The organism is Clostridium sp. OM05-9, from assembly GCF_003481465.1.
In the GTDB taxonomy this organism is placed as follows: domain Bacteria; phylum Bacillota; class Clostridia; order Lachnospirales; family Lachnospiraceae; genus Coprococcus; species Coprococcus ammoniilyticus.
In genome coordinates this window covers 93,927-113,609 of record NZ_QULF01000001.1, presented here as the reverse complement: position 1 = coordinate 113,609, position 19,683 = coordinate 93,927, and the positions used below count along the sequence as shown (strand labels likewise).

Genomic DNA, 19,683 nt, shown 5'->3' with positions numbered 1-19,683 from the left:
ATATTAGCACATTCTATTACTAATAGCCATTATTTTTACAGCTTCTCCATCCATTCAGTTTCTTTAAATCCGGTAAGCACCAGATCATCCTTCACTCCGCATCAAACAGATCTTCCATTTCCTCTACAGCTTCGTAATATTTATCCATCCACTCCGACATCCGATCGATATGCTCTCTGTCCGCTTCCACCTGCTCAATATCCTCCGGCCATTCATCACCCTCATCTATGCCCTGCTGCAGGAGCCAGTTCTCCGCACACTCAAACCGGCACATTCTGCCATCGTCACTCTCGATTGTTACCAGCACCAGAAGCGGTTCACCGGGCATCCGCTCCTCGCAGCCATAATCTGCTTCATCTATTCTGGTCACAGACCACATATTATACATCTCCTTTTTCTTTTGCAACTATAAATAAATTAATATTCATTATAACACAGGTCATCTCAAAACTGAAAACAGGTTCTACCAACATTTCATTGTCGATAAAACCTGTTTAAATTTATTCTGTATTATCCTTTATATTAACAGATATTTTTACTTGTTATGTTTTCTTTTCCTGTCCAAAGTTACCACAAGGTCAATGTTGGAAACCTAACCAACCTTCTAGATCTGCTGTGTGTCATATCCTACAAGAGCCAGATAATTAAGAGCCTCTGCACACTCTGATGCAGAGAATGCAGTTTCTGCACCCATCTTCTTTGCCAGTTTAGAAAGGGTATCCATTGTATTCACTGACTGACCGTTTACCTTTGACATAGAATCTTTTGTGATTCCCATTGTTGCCTGTACCTGTGACATGGAAGATTCAAAATTGGCAGCCGTAGTAACCGATGCTGTTCCAAGAGCAGTCACCCCTGCTGTAACGGGTAATAGTTTCTGTCCGGCAGAGGAAATGTTATCTCCTGTGGTCTTTAACTTTTCTCCGGCTGTGGCTATCTTCTGGACTGCCGTAGCTGACTGATTTGCCTGTGTTTCAAGGTTCTTCAAATTCTGCTCCGTCTCTACGATTTCCCTTTGAAGGGCATCATACTGTTCCTGTGAGATTTCTCCATTGGCAAGTGCTGTATTTGCCTGTTCTGCTGCCGTCTTTAAGGTTGCCAGTTTTTCTTTCGTTTCACCAACGGCCTCAGCAAGCAGTTTATGTTTTTGTGCCAGAAGTTCCGTATTGCCCGGATCCAGTTTCAGCAGTTTGTTAACATCCTTCAGCTTCGACTGGGTGGACTTGATCTGTCCATTCACACCTTTAAGGGCATTCTTTACACAATAACTCCATATAATTACCGGAATCAGACAAAGCCGAAAAAAAGAAAGAAGATTAGGAACCGTAATAATTCTATTCAAATTTTCTTCCTGATTCACTTCACTCTGCATGTACGGTCACCTCACTTTCCTTTTTTTTAGACATAAACCAATAAAATATAACACAAAATGCTAAAGCAAACACAACACCAAAAACATTTTGAATCACTCTAAGACTAACCGCTCCTTGTAGTCCATAAGTCTCTGCAGCAATGGCTAAAGCACCAAATGTGTTAAATACTGCCTGCCAGCCATATTGTGCTGAAAATCCTACACCGATTCCACCAAGAATTCCTATATATGCATAGATTGACGAAGGAAGCAGAAAATATAATACTGTAAAACATATAACACCTGCAATATTTCCGACAATCCTTTTACGGACTCTGTAGTGCATATCTTCCATAAACGGCAAAATCACGGACATGGCCGCAATACCAGCCCACATTGCACGTGGCATATTACAAAGTTCTGCAATGCAAAGGACAATCGGTACGCATAAAATCTGACATATCTGCCATTTTGTTCTGGAAGAAGTGATATCAAATTCTTGTATCAGATCTTTCAGATTTCTTTTATAAGTTCTGTTTTTATGATTTCGATAAAATACGAAGCAGGTAAGTGCTGCACCTAAAGCCATTCCGACTAATCGCATCTGATAGCTTTTTCCCGTAACATCATAACCATATAGCAGCAGATACCCAAGAACCAATGTAGATTGATTAAACATGAGTGGATTATGGCATCCGAACAGAATCAACACAGCCAGTGCCGCAATATTTAACAGCATTCCCAATACCGGTGAAAACTGATTTGCTAAATGCGGACATACAGTCATAATTACAAAGAACAAAGCCAAAAGCATCGTAGATTGTCCGGTGTGAATCCCCAAATCCGCATTTCTAAACACCATGAGACATAATAAGACTACTACACCTACAATGCTGTTCTCATTTCCAAATAGGGTGCTGAAAATACTAACAAAGAAAAAACAAAATGCCATTGTAACAGCTATCTTCACCAGATATACCCACATATGATATAATTTTTCTTTTAGTGTTTCACTCTTTTTCAACAGTTTTTTAGAACCTGCCTGATTTAACTGCAACTCCTGATAAAATGTCATATAAATCCTCCTATCTTCTAATTTATCTTAAAACTATATAATCTCATCTTTCTGCTTTGGCAGCTCTATAACAAATCTGCATCCACCATATTCACGATTTTCTGCTTTGATTGTTCCTCCGGCACTATCTACAATCCGTTTTACAAGTGCGAGACCTAGGCCATTTCCTTCTGCTTTATGAGATCCATCTACCTGATAGAACTTGTCAAATATTCTGGATTTTACATCATCCTCTATTCCTGGTCCTTCATCTTCCAGAATGAACTTAACAGAATCCTGTTCTTGTTTCAGGAACATCGAAATTGTCCCCTTTGAAGGGCTGAACTTAATCGCATTATCCAAAAGATTTATCCAGATATGCATAAAAAGTCCTTCATTCCCAGTATATTTAACTTCCTCCAATTCTACCTGAAAACCAATTTCTTTTTCTGTCCATTTTGTTTCCAATGAAAGAAATGCCTGGCGGATCTGTTCATCCAGACGATATTCTGTTTTTTTCATTGGTATATTCTGATTCTCTAACTTGGATAACAGCAAAATATTACCAACCAATCCGGAAAGCCTTTGGGTGTTAAATAAGATTTTTTCTACATATTCCTCTTGATCCGGAGACAGTTCTTCTCCCTGAAGCAGCATTGTATATCCTTCAATGGCATTAATCGGGGTCTTAAACTCATGAGAAACATTAGATACAAAATCCATCTGCAGCACCTCTGTTGCACGAAGCTCTTTTGTCATAACGTTAAAACTTTGATAAGATTCTCCAACTTCTGCTATACGGCTGTTCGTTTCCAAATGCTGTTCAAAATCTCCCTGAGAAACTTCCTTCATTGCTTTACTAAGTCTGGTAATTGGTTCCAGTAACTTTGCATTGATAAAGGAAGTGATCAGCCCTGCAATCAATGTATTGAAAATCAAAAGCCAGCCAAGCACAGGTATGCTGCCCGGCAGATTAAAAAAATGATTCAAAAAAGCAAATAATAAAGCAGATATGACTGTTGAAAATACAAGTGCCAGCCAGATTGCACCAGTCAGACAGGATCGGATCCGCAATCCTTTTTTTTTCTTTTGTTCCATTATTTTTTCACCACCTTGTATCCAATTCCACGCATTGTTACGATTTCAAAATCCGGGTTATCTTTAAAACGCTCTCTGAGTCTTCCTATATGTACCTCTATTGTATGTGGGTCTGCCTCCGTCTCGTACCCCCATACTTCATCCATCAACTGTTGTTTTGTAAATGTTCTGCCTAGCGAAGCTGCAAGCTTATATAAAAGCAGGAATTGTTTTTTAGGTAAAACAAGACTTTCCTTATCAGTTGTAACCGTCATTGCATCATAATCAAACTCTGTTGAACCGATCACAATTTTGTGTTCATTCAATATCTGTGCACGGCGAAGCAGTGCTCCGACTCTTAAAACCATTTCATTCACATTTACCGGTTTTACCATATAATCATCACTTCCCGAAAAAAATCCCTGACGCATATCATCAAAGGAACCTTTCGCAGTGATCATAAGCACTGGTATCTGATATCCTGCTGAACGAAGTTCTGACACCAGTTCATAGCCATCCATAACCGGCATCATAATATCAGAAATGATCAGATCAATATATTCCTTATCCAATACTTCTAATGCCTGTGCTCCATCCGATGCACTTTTGACTTGATATCCATTCTTCTCAAGCACTTTTTGGAATAGCTGGCTTAATTCTTTATCATCTTCTACAATCAATATTTGAAACACGTTTTCCTTCCTCCTTATTAAAACAGATACCTTGCCCATCCAAGCAGATGCTGTACCAAAAATATTTTTCTCTGACGTTTCTTTGTTAATTCGATTGGCTCTACATGATATGGATCATTATAAGTTCCGCCTTCTAATATCTGGCGGGACACTTTTTCATATTCCATCATGCCCTCTTCCAACTGTTTATTAATATCTTTACTGCGTATTACAAGCATCAGTTCCGTATCCAGATATGCACTTCTCATGTCCATATTAAAGGAACCTATTACAGACAGATCATCGTCAATCAGAATACTTTTTCCGTGGTATGAATAACCGCCTTCATATTCCCAGATATTAATTCCTGTACTTAAGATTCTATTTCTGTTTTTCGCATAATCGGCAGACCCAAATGGATTCCTATTATTCGCAACTGAATTTGTCATGATAGAAAAATCTGAAACGTTCTCTGCAATCTCCTCCCATGTATTATACATCATATCATTACAGATAATATATGGCGTGTGGATCTTCACACGATTTTTTGCATTTTTCATCAATTCTCCCAACTGATACCACACTACCGGTTCTTTGGAACCTGTGTGAATAGGATTTGACACTAATGTAATCTTTTCTGTCTCAAAAGTTTCGTCCGTATAATCGGTCTCGCAGATTCTTTCCTTATTCTCCTCAAAATATTTCTGATAACTGTTCTGCAGCTCTAAAACTGCGTTCTTTACAGATTTTCTATTTGCCAGTTTTTTATTGTTATGAAAATAACCACTGTCTTCCTGATTCCATATGGTTTCAAAATACTCTGACAACTGGTTAACTGAATTTTCTTTCTCAGGTTCATCGCAAACCACTAACACGTCTCTGTCATAGTTCTTATGTCCCGGAAAATCACCCAGGAAATAATTGTGTATATTTCTTCCCCCAAGAATATATCTCTTTCCATCTGCAATCAAATATTTATCATGCATTCTACCCATCATTTTCCACGGTTTCAATGGATTGGCCTTATTATACAGTTTAATTTCAACATTCTCATGGGAAGATAATCCATAAAAATACGGATTTCCTTCCATATCAATCCAGCTCTCCATTCCATCTACTAACAGACGAATATGTACACCTCTGTCTGCCGCATCATGCAGTGCTCCTAAAATCAATTTTCCACTTTCATCGGATTGAAATGCAAAAGTAGAAAGAATAATTTCCTTTTTTGCATTCTTGATCAAACGCACTCTTTGTAAAAGCGCTTCTGGATTCTTTTCTATGATTACTGCCCGTTCTGTATTTTCACTGCATTCGTTCCATGACCCATTTTTTGTTTCTTTTTTGGTTGTATTGGACACTTCCGGCTGCTTTTTATATGCAACGCAGATTCCGAGCAATTCATAAAAAGCCACACATAAAAAAATTGCCAGTATAACAAGAAGGATTTTACATATTTTATGCTTTATCATTGTACATCACCTGATTCCTTTTTATTTCATACTTATACAATACAAAGTCAATCTCAATTTAACCTCAACAAAATTTATTTTTCATGCGTCATTTCATCTGTTATGATTAGATATGGAGTCATAAACCAACAATATTTTTCAGCTTTATTTATCATACTGATATAAACTTCTTCTCCTACTTGTATAAACATCAGGATAAAGTTCCCGAAGGTTAATTTTCTTCATTATGTACCTCCATTTCGATTCACGGGTGATTGACGGGTGAATCGAATGGAGGCGGAGACTGACACCGGCAGGCAACCGGGTCATCTCCGAAAAAATGGCAACAAAAAACGCCAGATTTCCGTGAGGGAAAACTGGCGCGCCAAGAACAGCCATTATTATACTGAAATACATGGAACGATAATGCCGATGCAATATTATACTTGCCCGGAGGAGGCGGGCGGCAGAAATGTTTGGTTTCAACCGCCGCGACATCTCAAGCGCAAATCATCGCTGTTAAATAGCAACGGTTTTGTGTTTGGAGTGCTTATTCCTAAAAATCAAAAAAGAAAGAGCCGATAACCGTGAGAATATCTCATCGATTATCGGCTCTGCGTCTTTGCGTCTGGCTCTTTCCAAATAACAAAAAATGATTAGGGCAATCCGAAACTCAATCGTCTATTTTTCATAGAGAACACTGGCCGTCCTCATAGCGTTATTCTATTTTCATCATGCGGTAGCCCACACCAATATGTGTTTGAATATATTGTGGAGACTCCTCTGTTGGCTCCAGTTTTTTTCGCAATGTTGCCATAAATACCCGCAGCGAAGCCACATCGTTATCCCAACTGCGGCCCCAGATATTTTGTGTGATAAAGGTATGGGTCAGTACCTTGCCGACATTCTTGGACAGCAGACACAACAGCTTATACTCAATGGGTGTCAGGTGAAGTTCGTTTTCATCCAGATAAGCGCATCCCCCGGCATAATCCACTTTCAACTTACCATTCACAAATACAGAACTGGCAGTAAACATCTCTGCCGTCATCAGAGAGAGTCTTCGCTGCGTCACCCGAAGTCGTGCCAGCAGTTCTTCTACCGAAAAGGGCTTTGTCAAATAATCGTCCGCTCCGGCATCCAGCGCCTTGATTTTATCGTTATCCTCGCTTCGGGCGCTGATTACAATAATCGGAACATTGGACCAAGAGCGAACCGTTTGAATGACTTGAATGCCATCCATATCCGGCAAGCCCAAATCCAGTAAGATGATTTCAGGATTGTGCGATGTGGCCTCCATAATGGCTGCCGAGCCATTAGGTGCTACCACATAACGATAATCATTTGTTTTTAAAGTGGTCGTAATGAGATTTCGTACAGACGGGTCATCCTCAACCACTAATATCAAAGGTTTATTCATGAAGTTCTACCTCCTCTGCAGGTAATGTAAATTTAAAAACAGTGCCATTTGGCTGATTGTCTGATACGGAAATCGTGCCGCCGTGGGCGGTCACAATGGACTTACAGAGGGACAGCCCCAATCCAAGGCTTCTGCGGCTGTCGACCACTTTATTGGCCCCACTATAAAACATATCGAAAATACGGGGTTTCTGCTCATCGGGAATCCCAGGGCCGTTGTCGGAAACGGAAACCGTGACCCATTGCTCTTTTTGATCGGTGTGTATTTCAATTACTGAACCGACAGGGGTATATTTGATGGCGTTGTCAACCAAATTGATAATCACCTGAACGATCAGCTTCGCGTCAATGTGGGCAAGGATAAAGTCTTTACCGCTGGTCACACGAATGGTGTGTTCTTTACTTTTTCTGTTGATGTGCTTCAGCGCTTCAGAAACGACCTCATCCATGAGTTCGATACTCCGAGTTAGATTGACCTGTCCGCCCTCAATTCGTGTGACTGCTAACAAATTTTCAACCAGATTGATTAGCCACATGGAATCGTCATAAATATCAGTAAAGGTCTGCTCCCGTAGTGCATCGTCCATTTTTTTATAATTTGCAAGCAAATTGTCTGCGCTGCCGGAAATCGCTGTCAAAGGTGTCCGAAGATCATGGGAGATTGCCCGCAGCAGGTTGGCACGAAGTTGTTCATTTTGTGCCAGGACAGCCGCTTCCTCCTTCTCCTTGGCATTTTTGATGTTTTCCAGCGCCAATGCGCACTCGCCAAGAATGGAAAGAAGCACGCTATTTTCAAAAGAGTCCAATGGAGTACCGTTCACAGCAATACCAGCTACTCCATATACATTCTGGTTAACCCGAATCGCAAGGTATAAACACTTTGCACTGGATAATGTATCTGTTGTGGCACCGGCGTGTTTATTGTTTCGGAAGGCCCAATCGGCGACTGCTTTCTCGTTCTCAGAAATTAAATCTTCCTGAATGCTATTAACAGCACGAAAAACGTTAGGGGTGGCAAGTTCTTTACCATCAGACAGGTAGACGACAATATCTTTTTTCAGTAGCTTCATGAGCTGCCCTGCCGTAGCGGTGATTACCGCATTCTCATCCTGCTCTTTTTGCAGAAGCTGGTTGGTTTCAAAAAGAATCTTTGTACGGTAAGCTGTATGGGCAGATTGTTTCGCATTTTCTTTCAGCCGGGTAGCGAGAGATCCGGAAAGCAGTGTTACTATAAACATAATGGTAAAGGTAACAATATAGTTCGGATCGTCAAAATGGAATGTCAGTCTCGGAGTGGTAAAAAAGAAATTGAAAACCAGCACACTGACAACCGAGGTCAGAATCCCGCACAGTCGATTGGTTGTGATCACAGCGGTCACAAGTACGCCTAATATATAAACTGCGATAATATTACTCTCCGTGAACCCAAGAGCGTCAAAGCCACAGCCAATTAGTGTAGCTACCAGCAATACGGCTATACTCTTCAGAACATCACGCAGGGGCATCGCATCTACCTGCGCCTTACTCTTTTTTTCCTGATAGCTGGTTCCTGTGCTGGCATCCGGTATCACATGAATATCCAGATTAGGTACGCTGGAAATCAGGCGTTCCGTCAAGGTGGGCTTGCTGAAAATATTCTTTCGTGCAATGGTACTTCGTCCAATTACGATTTTTGAGATGCCGGAAAGACGGGCAAATTCCGCAATCTGATAAGGCACGTCATCGCCATAACTTGTCTCAATCGCAGCGCCAAGTTGCTGGGCCAGACGCTTATTATCCTGCAAACGTTTTTTATCATCGTCACTCATCGCCGCTGTATTTGGCGTTTCCACATAAAGAGCGGTAAATGTTCCCCGAAAGGCTCTTGCCATCCTTGCAGCAGTCCGAATGATTTTTGCGTTGGATGGCGACGAGGAAAGACATGCCAGAATGCGCTCGTCTGTATGGTAATCGCCTCGGCTCTGTACTCTGGCGCTTTCCGTCAGTAAGTTCACCCGGTCAGCGCACCGACGGAGGGCGATTTCCCGCAATGCGGTGAGATTTTCCAGCGTGAAAAAATTAACTGTTGCCCGCTGCGCCTGATCTTCCCGGTACACATTTCCACTTGCCAGTCGTTCCAGCAACTCCGCAGGCTCAATATCCACCAGTTCTACCTGATCTGCTTGATCAAAGGTGGAATCCGGAATGCGCTCCCGCACAAGAATTCCGGTGATAGAGGCTACCGTATCGTTGAGACTCTCAATATGTTGGACATTTACAGTCGTATAGACATCAATTCCAGTATTTAGCAGTTCCTGAACATCCTGATACCGCTTCGTGTGCCGACTGCTTTCGGCGTTGGTATGGGCCAACTCATCCACCAGTATGAGCTGGGGATTTCGCTTGAGCGCAGCATCAATATCAAATTCACGAAGGGTCATTCCTTCGTAAGCAACTTGTTTCACAGGAAGCTGCTCCAAGCCGTCCAGAAGTGCCATCGTCTGGGGTCGGGCATGGGGTTCTATGTATCCAGCAACCACATCGATGCCACGCTCCTTAGCCTGATGAGCCGCCTGAAGCATGGCATAGGTCTTTCCGACACCTGCGGCATAACCGAAAAAGATTTTGAGTTTTCCGCTTTTCTTAGTGGATGCATCGTTACGGATCGCACGAAGAAGCTGATCCGAATCTTGTCTTGGCAGTTCCATTTTAACCCTCCTATCTGTCACTCAAGTAAAAGCGATTTCCTTTTTCAATATTATAACACACAACGTCAAAACCTACATCTGCGACTGATCCACGGCAAATTTGTTCAGGCATCCAATGAAAAAATCGACGGCAGGTGATTTTTTGGAATCCCTCCATAGTGCTATTTGTGTGATTTGATTCTGGGTAATCGGCTCAAAATTGTTTTCCAGAAAAACATCCAGTTTATTCATCAGAAAATACCCAAAAATAAATATGGCTGATGTACTTACAAGTAAAATAACATCCTGCATGGATTCACCCCCCAATTCCTTTGATTTTTCTTAAAATCAAGTATGAAAGCACTTTTGCAAATTTCTGTTACTTCCCAACGCCAACATGGTATCTCCTGCTTTCAGCACTGTGTCTGAAGAAATAGATAACTCCAGCTTGCCGCTTTTCTTGATTCCCATAATGTTAATATTGAATTTTTTACGAATATCAAGCTCTCCAATCGAATGGTCCGCCCAATCTTTGGGAATGGGAATCTCAAACATGGCATGATTTTCATCCAGTTCTATGTAATCGAGAATGTGATCCGCACTGTAACGGATTGCTGTCCACTTTGCGAGCTGTTTTTCCGGGTAGACTACTTCATTTGCACCGTTACGCAGCAAAAATTTTTCCTGAACATCAGTTGCAGCTCTGGAAACTACAAACCTCGCTCCTAATTCACTGAGCAGAGAAGTTGTTTCCAGTGAACTTTGAAAGTTGTTGCCGATGGCCACAATGCATACATCATAGTTGCGAACACCGAGAGATTCCAAGAAATCGGCATTCGTACTGTCTCCAATCTGTGCATTGGTAACAAGGGGCAGAACAGCCTCTACACGTTCCTCCGAAGTATCTACCGCCATCACTTGATGGCCCAAATGATTTAAGTGCAGGGCAATATGCTTTCCAAATCGCCCCAGACCAATTAGAAGAATTGATTTCATAATGTCTCCTTTATCCTACTGTTATTTTTTCCTTTGGTAGTTTTGAAACTTTCTTTTGTGCACTGGACAAGGCCGCAAAAATTAATGTAAGGCCACCGACTCGTCCAAAAAACATCAGCAGAATCAAAACACTCCGTGAGAGCAGATTCAGTTCCGGCGTAATTCCCAGGGACAGGCCGACTGTACCAACAGCTGAGGCAGTTTCAAAAAGGCAGGTAAGCATGGGAAGTCCTTCGGAAACGCTGATGATAAGGCCACCGGTACAACATAGCGTGATATACATAAGCGAAATTGTCGCTGCATTTTTTACGACATCATCATCAATGCGACGTCCAAAGAGGTTGGCATTTTCTCTGCGCCGAAAGGTAGAAATCGCAGTAGTAAGCAAAACAGCAATGGTTGTTGTTTTCAAACCGCCTGCGGTAGACCCGGGACTACCGCCGATCAGCATCAGCGCAATGGTGATAAATTGTCCGGCCTCACTCAAATCAGTTAAATCCACCGTATTAAAACCCGCCGTTCGTGGTGTCACAGCTTGAAAAAGAGAAGATAAAAGCCGTTCCTTTCGGGTAAGATCAGCAAACTCAAAAAAATAAAAGTACATTGCCGGAGCGATCAATAAAACCGCTGTGGTACAAAGAATCACCTTGCTCTGCATCCGATATTTGCGCAAATGCAATCGATTTGTCCGAATATCATCCCAAGTCAGAAAGCCAATGCCTCCAAACACAATTAAGAACATAATAGTAAAGTTTATGACTGGATTTGCTGCATAGCTGGTCAGGGAGGAAAAGGGAGTGCGCACACCCAATAGATCAAAGCCTGCGTTACAAAAAGCGGACACGGAATGAAACAGTGCCATCCAAAGTCCCTTTTTCCCGAAATCACGGCAAAACACCGGCGCCATCACGGCTGCACACAGCAGTTCCATCACCAGTGTCACCCTGACGATAAAGCCAGTCAAGCGAACGATTCCCCCTACCTTTGGCGCTGAAATCGCCTCCTGCATGGTACAGCGCTGCATCAAAGAAATCTTCCGACCGGAAATCATTGCAAAGGATGCGGCTATGGTAATAACCCCCATGCCTCCAATCTGAATCAGCAGTAAAATGACAAACTGGCCGAAGGCCGACCAGTATGTTGCCGTATCATGTATAATGAGTCCGGTTACACAAACTGCTGAGGTAGAAGTAAACAATGCATCCGAGAAAGGCGTTGCCAGTCCGCTTCGGCTGGAAAACGGCAACATTAAAAGGAAGGTGCCGAAAAGGATCACACCGGAAAACCCGAGGATGATAATTTGAAACGAAGTCAACTTCCTTTTTAACAACACTGTCCTCATAACTGCAATCCTCCTTTATACTTCTTTATACTCCTTTACGTGTCCTTAATCATAAATCAAAAGGAGTAAAGAAGGTAAAAGAGAATGCGTATCTGTATTAAGACCGTCTAAAGATGCAGGACTTATTCTTTTTTATCACGAGCTTGTGCCAGAAATTCAATCAGCCGTTTCCTTGTCAGAATCCCGCATAGAGCATTCCGGCCATCAACGATGGGGACAAAATTCTGATTCAGCATTGAAGTTACAACCTGCTCGGAATCTGCATCTATTTGTAACGCAGGGCAAAAATCTCTGCGAACAATGCTGCCAAGTCGGTATCCCTCCTGTACTTTCAAGTCTGTACCTCCATTTCTATCGAATCACCATGCCTCTTCCTACATAGTGGCATTTTTCTTCTACCTGCATAACGTTACTTGGTTTCTTACCAGAATCCTTTTTCTTTCTTGATACTTCTGCATACACACGTTTATATTTATCTGTTCCAACATTATCGAAAAAAGTTGAAACATTATTCACGTTCACAAAAGTTCTGTGTTTGCAGGCATAGTAAAAATAATCCCTGTAATACCCACCATCCGGATGCTTCTTCCGATTGACATTGCCGTACATACCACTTCCACAAATCGGACATTTGATAATACCGGATAAAATATGCTCATGATCCAGACTGTGGGTTTTTACGTTTTCCACACCGGTTTCCTGCCTCTTTTTATGCGCCTGATTCCACAACTCTTCTGACACAATAGCTTCATGAATACCATCATTTAACATATAGCTGTCCTGCTTTACTACATGATACTCATTTCTTGTTCCCGGAATCTTCTCATTCTTTCTTCTGCCAAATGCCATTTTGCCACAATACACAGGATTATCCAAAACACCTTTGACAAATGATGTAGAAAAGCCTTCTATTGTATTGTTCTGGCGAAGCTTTTTCTTGTATCCGCTATTATTTAGAAATGTGGCAATAGCGGCAATTCCCATGGTGGTATTAACAAACTTATCATAAATAATTCGGATAATCTTAGCCTCGTCCTCGGCGATGTGCAGTTCACCGTTAATTAGCTGATAACCATAAGGAGCAAAACCACCATTCCACTTACCTTCTCTGGCTTTCTGCCTGCGTCCTTCCATGGTCTGCACCAATATATTCTCACGCTCAATTTCAGCCACCGCAGATAAGACAGAAATCATCAGCTTTCCGGCATCCTTGGAGCTGTCAATACCATCTTCCACACAGATAAGATTAACACCAAAGTCCTGCATCCGCTGGAGAGAAGATAAGACATCCGCAGCATTTCGACCAAATCGGGATAATTTGAATACAAGTACGTAATCCACATTATCCTTACCACTTTCTATGTCAGAAAGCATCTGCTGAAATTGTGGTCTGCCTTCCACACTTTTACCTGATTTTCCTTCGTCGGAGTATTCCCCGGCGATAATCATATCTTGATAGTCAGCATATTTATATAATTTATCTTTTTGCGCATCTAAGCTGTAACCCTCTACCTGCATGATGGTGGATACACGTTTGTAAATGTAGCATTTGAGTTGTTTTTTCATGGTCTTACAACCTTTCTGTTGTCTATCTAAAATATTACATTTATATTGTCCCAATAAAATTATACACTTGTTCCAACTATATTCAACAGAATAATAAGTAATCAAAACTTTTCTAACTATCTCCTTGTTAATACAACATGAGCATGCAAAAAACTATTCGGTTCTTTCTTTATTTTGGGCATATATATCACACGCAAAAACATTATTAACAAATCGATTTCCTCTAATATGTGTTGCAACATTTACAATTGTATACATTACAAACAAATATATAAAGCCATTTTTACATACTGGAACAAAATCCACAATACTTCCTATCACAATGTACAGAATCAGCATTACTATCGTAGATGTGGCCATATCTCTAAACATAAGATAATCTCTATGTGAAGAAAAGACTTTATCCTCTTTCTCATATTTTGTATACAACTTATACCATTCTATATTTTCATATTGACGAATGTTCTCTTTTGACGGCATATTTTCATATACTTTTTCATAACATTTTAAAAAATCCTTTTGACTTATTCTTTCATCTTGACATTTTCGTTTCCAGTTAGAAAATACAACTTCCCCTGGAAGAGGAAAAAACCAGTATACTACAACATTTTTTATTCTTGTTGGCACCAACGCATCCGATATCAAAACAAGAATGTAAACAATGCTTGAAAATAACGCGGAATTTATAACCGTTACAATCAAATTAGAATATGTACCCTCACTGTTTACCAACTGCAAATTTATAACCTTCCCTAAATACAAAAGAGCAAAAATATTTGCAATAACAAAATATTTCAACTCATTGCCGCGATAATCTTTTATGTCGTTCATATGCTTATCACCTCTTATCCAAAATAAAATTTTTCACTTCCTTTTTCCCAAGTATTGTCATTAATATAATTCTTCCGAGTTCGACCTGAGAAAATGCAACTAAATCTTTACTACTCGGACATGCCGAATCTCCTGTATGTGTATGCCATTCTCCAACATATCCGATTAATCCATTTGTCACTTCTTCGTATTTATTAATTATTTCATCAACACCTTGAGTTCCAGCTATAACTTCACCTGAGCTTCTCCTATTATCATTCGGAATATGGGTATCGGTAATTACAATTCGCTTCAAATATAAATTGATAGTTCCTAGCCATATACCCATATTTTCAATAGAATCATTCAAGTAAATCTTTACATTATCCCAAACATCCTTCTTAATATGAATACACCAATCATTTTCTTCAAATATTTCGAAGGATTCGATTTCAAAAAGTTGTATATGATTTTCTATAAGACTGTTCTTATCAAAGTAATTCAGCACTATCGTTCCCTCATTACAACCAACATATTTATTTACAATATGAGGTACAATACTCGCATGATTGCTGATTGTAGCATCATCTAGAACAAATGTATCCGAACTACATCCTATCCCAATATAAAGTTCTTTGTTTGTCTCTTGCTCATTCGATAACAACCAATCACGAACTCCTTGTGATTCTATTGCTTTATGCCACAGAGTCACCCTTAAATCATAAATATCAGGATTCCTGTTACTTCCTTCAACAAATGTTGCTCCTACAATTCCACCAGCAAAAATTTCCGTTCTAACCACACATCCCGTGATTTTTTCCTTACTACTCAGATAATTTAGACAACGCTCTGATGCTGTAGCATCAATAATTATTTCATTATTAAAGTCCACATCATCTTCCAAAATATCAACTTTTTCCATACTACTTTTTGTATCTTCTCTAAATAATGCTTTTATGTTTCCCTGGGCAACAAATGCCTTGGGAGCCCCAATCATAAACGGAGATTTTTCTTCATGCCTGATTAAGTTGTGCGGGAGCAAACAATCATTATCATAGATTTTTTGATTAACATATCCCATTTTAGCTAAATGCATTGATACTTTAGAACCAATCGCTCCGACTCCAATCATTGAAATATCAGGTTTTTCAAATTCAGTACCTGATATTTTCTCTGCCAACTCCTTATTGACCAATCCTATGGTTGCATAATTATATACAGTAGAATCTCCAAATTCAGCCGGATTACTTTCGAAATCGAAATTAAGTAAAAATGCAATAAAGTCAAACTTGTCAAATGTACCAAGAACCTGCATAGGTCTCTTGATTGCCATAACTACCATTATTGCTTTGGGAATCTTTTTAGCATTCTTAATATACCTTAAGTATTGTGATCTATATCTTCTAATTCCTTTTTTCACTTGAGTAGCACTATTAAATATTTCCACATCTGAAAATACATTAAACTCGTTTACTATATAATCCGTTTCAGGCATTATTCTATCAAAAGCAAAGATACAAGGAAAATTCTTATTATTATGTTGTGCATAATCAAATTTCTGCGTTGTTAATTCCCAATATAAACCTTCCCTTTTTATATTAAAAATTTCAAAACATTGGTTATCTTTTGATGATTTAATATAATTCGTCATAGCCTTATAATCCATAAACAGAATATCTCTTTGGTCCGTTATTCTCACATTTTCAAAGCCATCGTTATGAATTAATTCTCCATTAACCAAATCTGAAAACCACCCAACAACTCTATCGCAAAATGCATAAACTCCACATTGAAAGAACCATTCACTTACATCTCCCCTATAAAGGCATAAATTGAGTTCTTTTATTTCTGTTCCGCTCACACTTGTATTCAGATGAGGTATCAAGTTTGTGGGGAAATCGTCCCTCGCAGGAATTACACTCGGAGCAGATAATGGATAATTTTTTGGCACATAAAACACAATCTCCTCTTTATCTCTTATATCAAGACCTTTGTATACTCCATTTGTAGGTATACAAATATCTATAGTTGCAACAAGAAATATTCCTGGATATTTCTTAGAATTACAAATTTGTACAATACTGATGTACGGATTCTGTTCTATTGCCAATACTAAATCAAATTTTTCTGTATTTTGTACTATCTCCTGTAACTCCAAACGCTTATAAATTTCAAACTCCATATCAATACTCCCCATATGACTTAGGTGTATATGTAGTACTATGTTTTTTTATATCTGTTTTTATGCTATCTTTAGTTACTCCTTGTTTTGTAATCTTTAATCTTACTGGAATCGGCTCATCGTTATATAATTCATCCGCAGTGCAAATAAATCTATTATCATTCTTTATGCAATTCTTATAAGCATTCATTGCCCTATAACTCGGTGGATTATCCGCATTCCGCCTTATCTTCTTACTTGATGCAATAATATATGCTTTTTCCTTGGATTTCTGCAAATACTCTTCAATTGAAGCATCAATACTACCTGTAGAGGTATCTTCTATACTAATCGCATTCCATGAGCAATGATGTGGAGCCAATAAAACATCATATTCTTTATCTTCGTTTAATGAAATTACTTCCTTCCAATTTTCACATTCAATATCACCCATAATCATAACAGAATAGGTATTATCTCCCATAGCAAAAGAAATGTAAAATGAAGCTGTACATTCATTTACACTAGCATCTTCGTCATCTGTACTCTTCTTTACTGGACGCAACACAAAAATTTCACAGCCAAAATCACTTTCACCGTTAAGTTCACTAATTGTTTCTCCTGCAACGGTCATAATATCTGCATAATCTGCTAAATCCTCACTATATCCAATAATTTTAAGTCTGTTGCCATTGACATCAAAATCATCTTTTCCATATAAATCCAATCTTCTTTCAGCTTCGACTTTTAATGCTTTCGCATCATCATTTGTCAAATTATCATCTACCAAAAGCCTTGCCGGAACACATAATTCATTTATTCTAATTTTATCTATCTCACAGTCACTCGGAGCACATAAATTGAAATATTCTTCAATGCCGCGACAGTGATCATGATCAGAATGTGTCAAGAAAAAAGCATCCAAATATACCTGTTTTCCATCAGCTTCTAAATTATCATGAAAATACTTATTACAATCATACATCTCACTTTCATCATCTTCAGATTCTTTTCTTATATTGCAGTCAATTAAAAAATTAACTTTGTCTTCTGTACTAAAAAGTGTCATATCTCCGTTTCCAACTGGAAAAAATGTCACATAATTTGCCATATCAATTCACCTTATTTAACCTTTCCTTTAATCTCTCTCACCAGCTCATGCACCGTTGTACACGGGCACATCTCTGATGGTTTGGTTTTACCTTCTCTAATACACTGCTCCAGCTTCTGCTGTGCTATCTGAATTGCCTTTTCTTCGTTACCGGCTTTGCAGAGTTTTCCATACATTTGCTCATCAGCCTTGGAATACTTCTGTCCGGTCTTAGCTTCATATACTCGTCCAAATTCCGAGCAACAAGTCCAAGAGTCCCTAATTGCCGGCATAGAACCAAAGTAGGCATACATCCATATTTCAAAGCATGGATTGGACCAGCCCACTTGAATCCCTTTATCCTCAGCCTCTTTTATAATCTCATCAAAACCTTGCACTTGATCCCTGTCAAACACAATCCAAGGAATACGATATTGTGCATCATAAGCAGTGAGTTCCAGACATTTATCAATCATGGTACGAGTCTTGGTTTCTACAACCTTTATTACAAGCTTATTTCTTACATCCTCCGGCAATGCCTGATGAAGACCGGTAAAGAAGCAGCGTTCTGTAGCCTCTGTATCTGTAACAATCAAGTAGTAGCCCAATTCCGGCACCTTGAATTGTTTTCTCTGGTCTCTCGTTTTTCTATTACCTGTTCTTTCCTTTTTCGCCATACTCAATCCTCCTTAAAAATATCAATACTCTTTAAGATAGGAATTGCACCATACTTTCCAATCAGGTAATTTTTCTCATAGCTTTCATCCTTACGAATACGGGAACCATCCTCATCCACAAAGTCAGCCAGTGAGTAAAGTGTGGATACACCTCTTTCATCCTTTTCTACAAACCAAATTTCATCACGGCGCAACAATTGGTTCGATAACTGCCATGTATCATGGGTTGTAAATACAATCTGAGCGTGATTGGTGTTAATTTCCGGATTTAAGAATGTAAGCAAGAAATTTCTTACAAGTAACGGATGCAAACGAGCATTTAATTCATCAATAAAGAACACACTGCCCTTCTCCAACACTTCCTGCAATTCCGGATATAATGCGAACATCTTCAAGGTTCCGGCAGACTCCAGTCCCAGAGGAATTTCTGCCATTTCATCCGAATCTATCATCTTGTGGAGTGCGTTAATCTTGTATCTTTCTTCCTTACTTTCAGCCTCCTGAGGAACCTTTTCAATTCTGAAATCCTTGATATGCTCATCAAAAGATGCGAAATATTCTACAACCTTCTGCTGCACATCCTTATCTTCCACAAATCCCTTAGGCAATCTGCGAGACATAAAGAAATTGGTAAAAGGGTCTCCAAAATCAGCAAACTCGTTTGCAAGGAACCAATCTCTGATTGCCTTACACTTACCAATTTTCAGCTTTGCTCCCAATGATATAATAAGCACCTGCTTTTCCAATGCCACATGAATATTATCCCTGCTACTCTTAGGAAATCCTGATAAATCAAGCTCCTCATCTGTAGTTCCACGATAAAATACAGTGCTGTACTTTCTTGCAGTCTTTGCCTTAGAATTGAGCCACTCCTCAGTTACACCTTCCTTATTGATGCAAAAACCGTAGTTATAGCTTCTCTCAGATTTATCACCGGGCAATGTGAAATACACCTCAAAGCTGGATTCTGCATCGGCAGATGTGGAATCAAACAAGAACGGAGTCGGTCTGAACTCCTCAAACTTTTCCTCTTCGTCTCCATACTTAAAGGAATCTACAACATAATCAGACATATATTCAAAAGCATTATATATATTAGACTTTCCGCTTGCATTTGCACCATAAATGGCAGCAACCGGCAAAATCTTCTCGCCACCAACAGTCACAACTCTGTCTGAGAACTCAGTCATCTTCGCCGCAGACAAATCCAAAGTAGCCTCTTCTCTAAATGATTTGAAATTTTTAAAAATAAATTGAATTAACATGATTGCTACCTCACCTTCTTTTCTACTTTCTATTATATACAATTTTTCTCAAAAATCAACATCTAAATGTGATTTTTTCTCATTTTT

18 protein-coding genes and 2 pseudogenes are annotated in these 19,683 nt (G+C 39.5%); 1 reads left to right on the top strand and 19 read right to left on the bottom strand.

Translation table 11 applies throughout. The annotated features are described in order from the left end of the window. Positions 1-91 precede the first annotated feature (91 nt). The 7 genes and pseudogenes from DXB77_RS00515 to DXB77_RS00490 form a co-directional block, all read right to left on the bottom strand. Complete coding sequence (locus DXB77_RS00515) at positions 92-379, bottom strand: hypothetical protein (protein ID WP_243100116.1); 288 nt, start codon at positions 377-379, stop codon at positions 92-94. Positions 380-604: 225 nt separating this feature from the next. Continuing rightward, a complete protein-coding gene (locus tag DXB77_RS13405; RefSeq protein ID WP_347559463.1) occupies positions 605-853 on the bottom strand; it encodes a phage tail tape measure protein in 249 nt (82 codons plus the stop codon). Between the two features lie 402 nt (positions 854-1,255). Then, a pseudogene (locus DXB77_RS13165) lies at positions 1,256-1,372 on the bottom strand (CDP-alcohol phosphatidyltransferase family protein); the annotation flags it as partial. Further along, entirely contained in the window at positions 1,362-2,426 is a 1,065-nt protein-coding gene (locus DXB77_RS00505) for an FUSC family protein (protein ID WP_117785758.1), read from the bottom strand. The gene DXB77_RS00505 and the pseudogene DXB77_RS13165, both read right to left, overlap by 11 nt. Positions 2,427-2,459: 33 nt before the next feature. Beyond that, on the bottom strand, positions 2,460-3,503 hold the full coding sequence (locus DXB77_RS00500; protein ID WP_118662432.1) for a HAMP domain-containing sensor histidine kinase: 1,044 nt from the start codon (positions 3,501-3,503) through the stop codon (positions 2,460-2,462). Next, on the bottom strand, positions 3,503-4,213 hold the full coding sequence (locus DXB77_RS00495; protein WP_118662431.1) for a response regulator transcription factor: 711 nt from the start codon (positions 4,211-4,213) through the stop codon (positions 3,503-3,505). Before DXB77_RS00495 ends, DXB77_RS00500 begins: the two co-directional genes overlap by 1 nt. Further along, positions 4,192-5,625, bottom strand: a complete 1,434-nt coding sequence (locus DXB77_RS00490; protein ID WP_117785756.1) for a phospholipase D family protein — start codon at positions 5,623-5,625, stop codon at positions 4,192-4,194. The genes DXB77_RS00495 and DXB77_RS00490 overlap by 22 nt, the downstream gene beginning before the upstream one ends. Before the next feature lie 270 nt (positions 5,626-5,895). Between DXB77_RS00490 and DXB77_RS00480 the strand changes: the two genes are divergently transcribed. Then, a complete protein-coding gene (locus DXB77_RS00480) occupies positions 5,896-6,189 on the top strand; it encodes a hypothetical protein (protein ID WP_118662430.1) in 294 nt (97 codons plus the stop codon). 133 nt (positions 6,190-6,322) lie between these two features. On the opposite strand, the gene DXB77_RS00475 is transcribed toward DXB77_RS00480, so the two are convergent. The 12 genes and pseudogenes from DXB77_RS00475 to DXB77_RS00420 form a co-directional block, all read right to left on the bottom strand. Further along, complete coding sequence (locus tag DXB77_RS00475) at positions 6,323-7,024, bottom strand: response regulator transcription factor (RefSeq protein ID WP_008402109.1); 702 nt, start codon at positions 7,022-7,024, stop codon at positions 6,323-6,325. Then, positions 7,017-9,710 (bottom strand): sensor histidine kinase KdpD, encoded by a 2,694-nt coding sequence (locus DXB77_RS00470; RefSeq protein ID WP_118662429.1) that lies wholly within the window; start codon positions 9,708-9,710, stop codon positions 7,017-7,019. The genes DXB77_RS00475 and DXB77_RS00470 overlap by 8 nt, the downstream gene beginning before the upstream one ends. A 72-nt stretch (positions 9,711-9,782) precedes the next feature. Further along, positions 9,783-10,001, bottom strand: a complete 219-nt coding sequence (locus DXB77_RS00465; RefSeq protein ID WP_118615314.1) for a hypothetical protein — start codon at positions 9,999-10,001, stop codon at positions 9,783-9,785. Between the two features lie 36 nt (positions 10,002-10,037). Then, positions 10,038-10,685 carry a TrkA family potassium uptake protein gene (locus tag DXB77_RS00460; RefSeq protein WP_117785753.1) on the bottom strand — a complete coding sequence of 216 codons (648 nt, stop codon included), beginning with the start codon at positions 10,683-10,685 and terminating at the stop codon, positions 10,038-10,040. Positions 10,686-10,695: 10 nt separating this feature from the next. Continuing rightward, complete coding sequence (locus tag DXB77_RS00455; RefSeq protein ID WP_118662428.1) at positions 10,696-12,027, bottom strand: TrkH family potassium uptake protein; 1,332 nt, start codon at positions 12,025-12,027, stop codon at positions 10,696-10,698. 122 nt (positions 12,028-12,149) lie between these two features. Then, entirely contained in the window at positions 12,150-12,362 is a 213-nt protein-coding gene (locus tag DXB77_RS00450) for a hypothetical protein (protein WP_008402104.1), read from the bottom strand. 190 nt (positions 12,363-12,552) lie between these two features. Continuing rightward, positions 12,553-13,593, bottom strand: a pseudogene (locus DXB77_RS00445) (recombinase family protein); the annotation flags it as partial. Between the two features lie 153 nt (positions 13,594-13,746). Next, positions 13,747-14,424 carry a hypothetical protein gene (locus DXB77_RS00440; RefSeq protein WP_118662427.1) on the bottom strand — a complete coding sequence of 226 codons (678 nt, stop codon included), beginning with the start codon at positions 14,422-14,424 and terminating at the stop codon, positions 13,747-13,749. 7 nt (positions 14,425-14,431) lie between these two features. Continuing rightward, complete coding sequence (locus tag DXB77_RS00435; protein WP_182439411.1) at positions 14,432-16,585, bottom strand: Mov34/MPN/PAD-1 family protein; 2,154 nt, start codon at positions 16,583-16,585, stop codon at positions 14,432-14,434. Position 16,586: 1 nt separating this feature from the next. Continuing rightward, positions 16,587-17,675: a hypothetical protein gene (locus DXB77_RS00430; protein ID WP_118662425.1), complete on the bottom strand. Its 1,089-nt coding sequence runs from the start codon at positions 17,673-17,675 to the stop codon at positions 16,587-16,589. Between the two features lie 11 nt (positions 17,676-17,686). Further along, complete coding sequence (locus tag DXB77_RS00425; protein ID WP_118662424.1) at positions 17,687-18,331, bottom strand: RloB family protein; 645 nt, start codon at positions 18,329-18,331, stop codon at positions 17,687-17,689. 2 nt (positions 18,332-18,333) lie between these two features. Beyond that, entirely contained in the window at positions 18,334-19,596 is a 1,263-nt protein-coding gene (locus DXB77_RS00420) for an ATP-binding protein (RefSeq protein ID WP_118662423.1), read from the bottom strand. Positions 19,597-19,683: the final 87 nt, after the last annotated feature.

Bases quoted from the DNA above. Each gene is read 5' to 3' on its own strand.
- DXB77_RS00515 (WP_243100116.1), bottom strand. From the start codon at position 379: ATGTGGTCTGTGACCAGAATAGATGAAGCAGATTATGGCTGCGAGGAG.
- DXB77_RS00505 (WP_117785758.1), bottom strand. From the start codon at position 2,426: ATGACATTTTATCAGGAGTTGCAGTTAAATCAGGCAGGTTCTAAAAAA.
- DXB77_RS00500 (WP_118662432.1), bottom strand. From the start codon at position 3,503: ATGGAACAAAAGAAAAAAAAAGGATTGCGGATCCGATCCTGTCTGACT.
- DXB77_RS00495 (WP_118662431.1), bottom strand. From the start codon at position 4,213: ATGGGCAAGGTATCTGTTTTAATAAGGAGGAAGGAAAACGTGTTTCAA.
- DXB77_RS00490 (WP_117785756.1), bottom strand. From the start codon at position 5,625: ATGATAAAGCATAAAATATGTAAAATCCTTCTTGTTATACTGGCAATT.
- DXB77_RS00480 (WP_118662430.1), top strand. From the start codon at position 5,896: ATGGAGGCGGAGACTGACACCGGCAGGCAACCGGGTCATCTCCGAAAA.
- DXB77_RS00475 (WP_008402109.1), bottom strand. From the start codon at position 7,024: ATGAATAAACCTTTGATATTAGTGGTTGAGGATGACCCGTCTGTACGA.
- DXB77_RS00470 (WP_118662429.1), bottom strand. From the start codon at position 9,710: ATGGAACTGCCAAGACAAGATTCGGATCAGCTTCTTCGTGCGATCCGT.
- DXB77_RS00465 (WP_118615314.1), bottom strand. From the start codon at position 10,001: ATGCAGGATGTTATTTTACTTGTAAGTACATCAGCCATATTTATTTTT.
- DXB77_RS00460 (WP_117785753.1), bottom strand. From the start codon at position 10,685: ATGAAATCAATTCTTCTAATTGGTCTGGGGCGATTTGGAAAGCATATT.
- DXB77_RS00455 (WP_118662428.1), bottom strand. From the start codon at position 12,027: ATGAGGACAGTGTTGTTAAAAAGGAAGTTGACTTCGTTTCAAATTATC.
- DXB77_RS00440 (WP_118662427.1), bottom strand. From the start codon at position 14,424: ATGAACGACATAAAAGATTATCGCGGCAATGAGTTGAAATATTTTGTT.
- DXB77_RS00435 (WP_182439411.1), bottom strand. From the start codon at position 16,585: ATGGAGTTTGAAATTTATAAGCGTTTGGAGTTACAGGAGATAGTACAA.
- DXB77_RS00430 (WP_118662425.1), bottom strand. From the start codon at position 17,675: ATGGCAAATTATGTGACATTTTTTCCAGTTGGAAACGGAGATATGACA.
- DXB77_RS00425 (WP_118662424.1), bottom strand. From the start codon at position 18,331: ATGGCGAAAAAGGAAAGAACAGGTAATAGAAAAACGAGAGACCAGAGA.
- DXB77_RS00420 (WP_118662423.1), bottom strand. From the start codon at position 19,596: ATGTTAATTCAATTTATTTTTAAAAATTTCAAATCATTTAGAGAAGAG.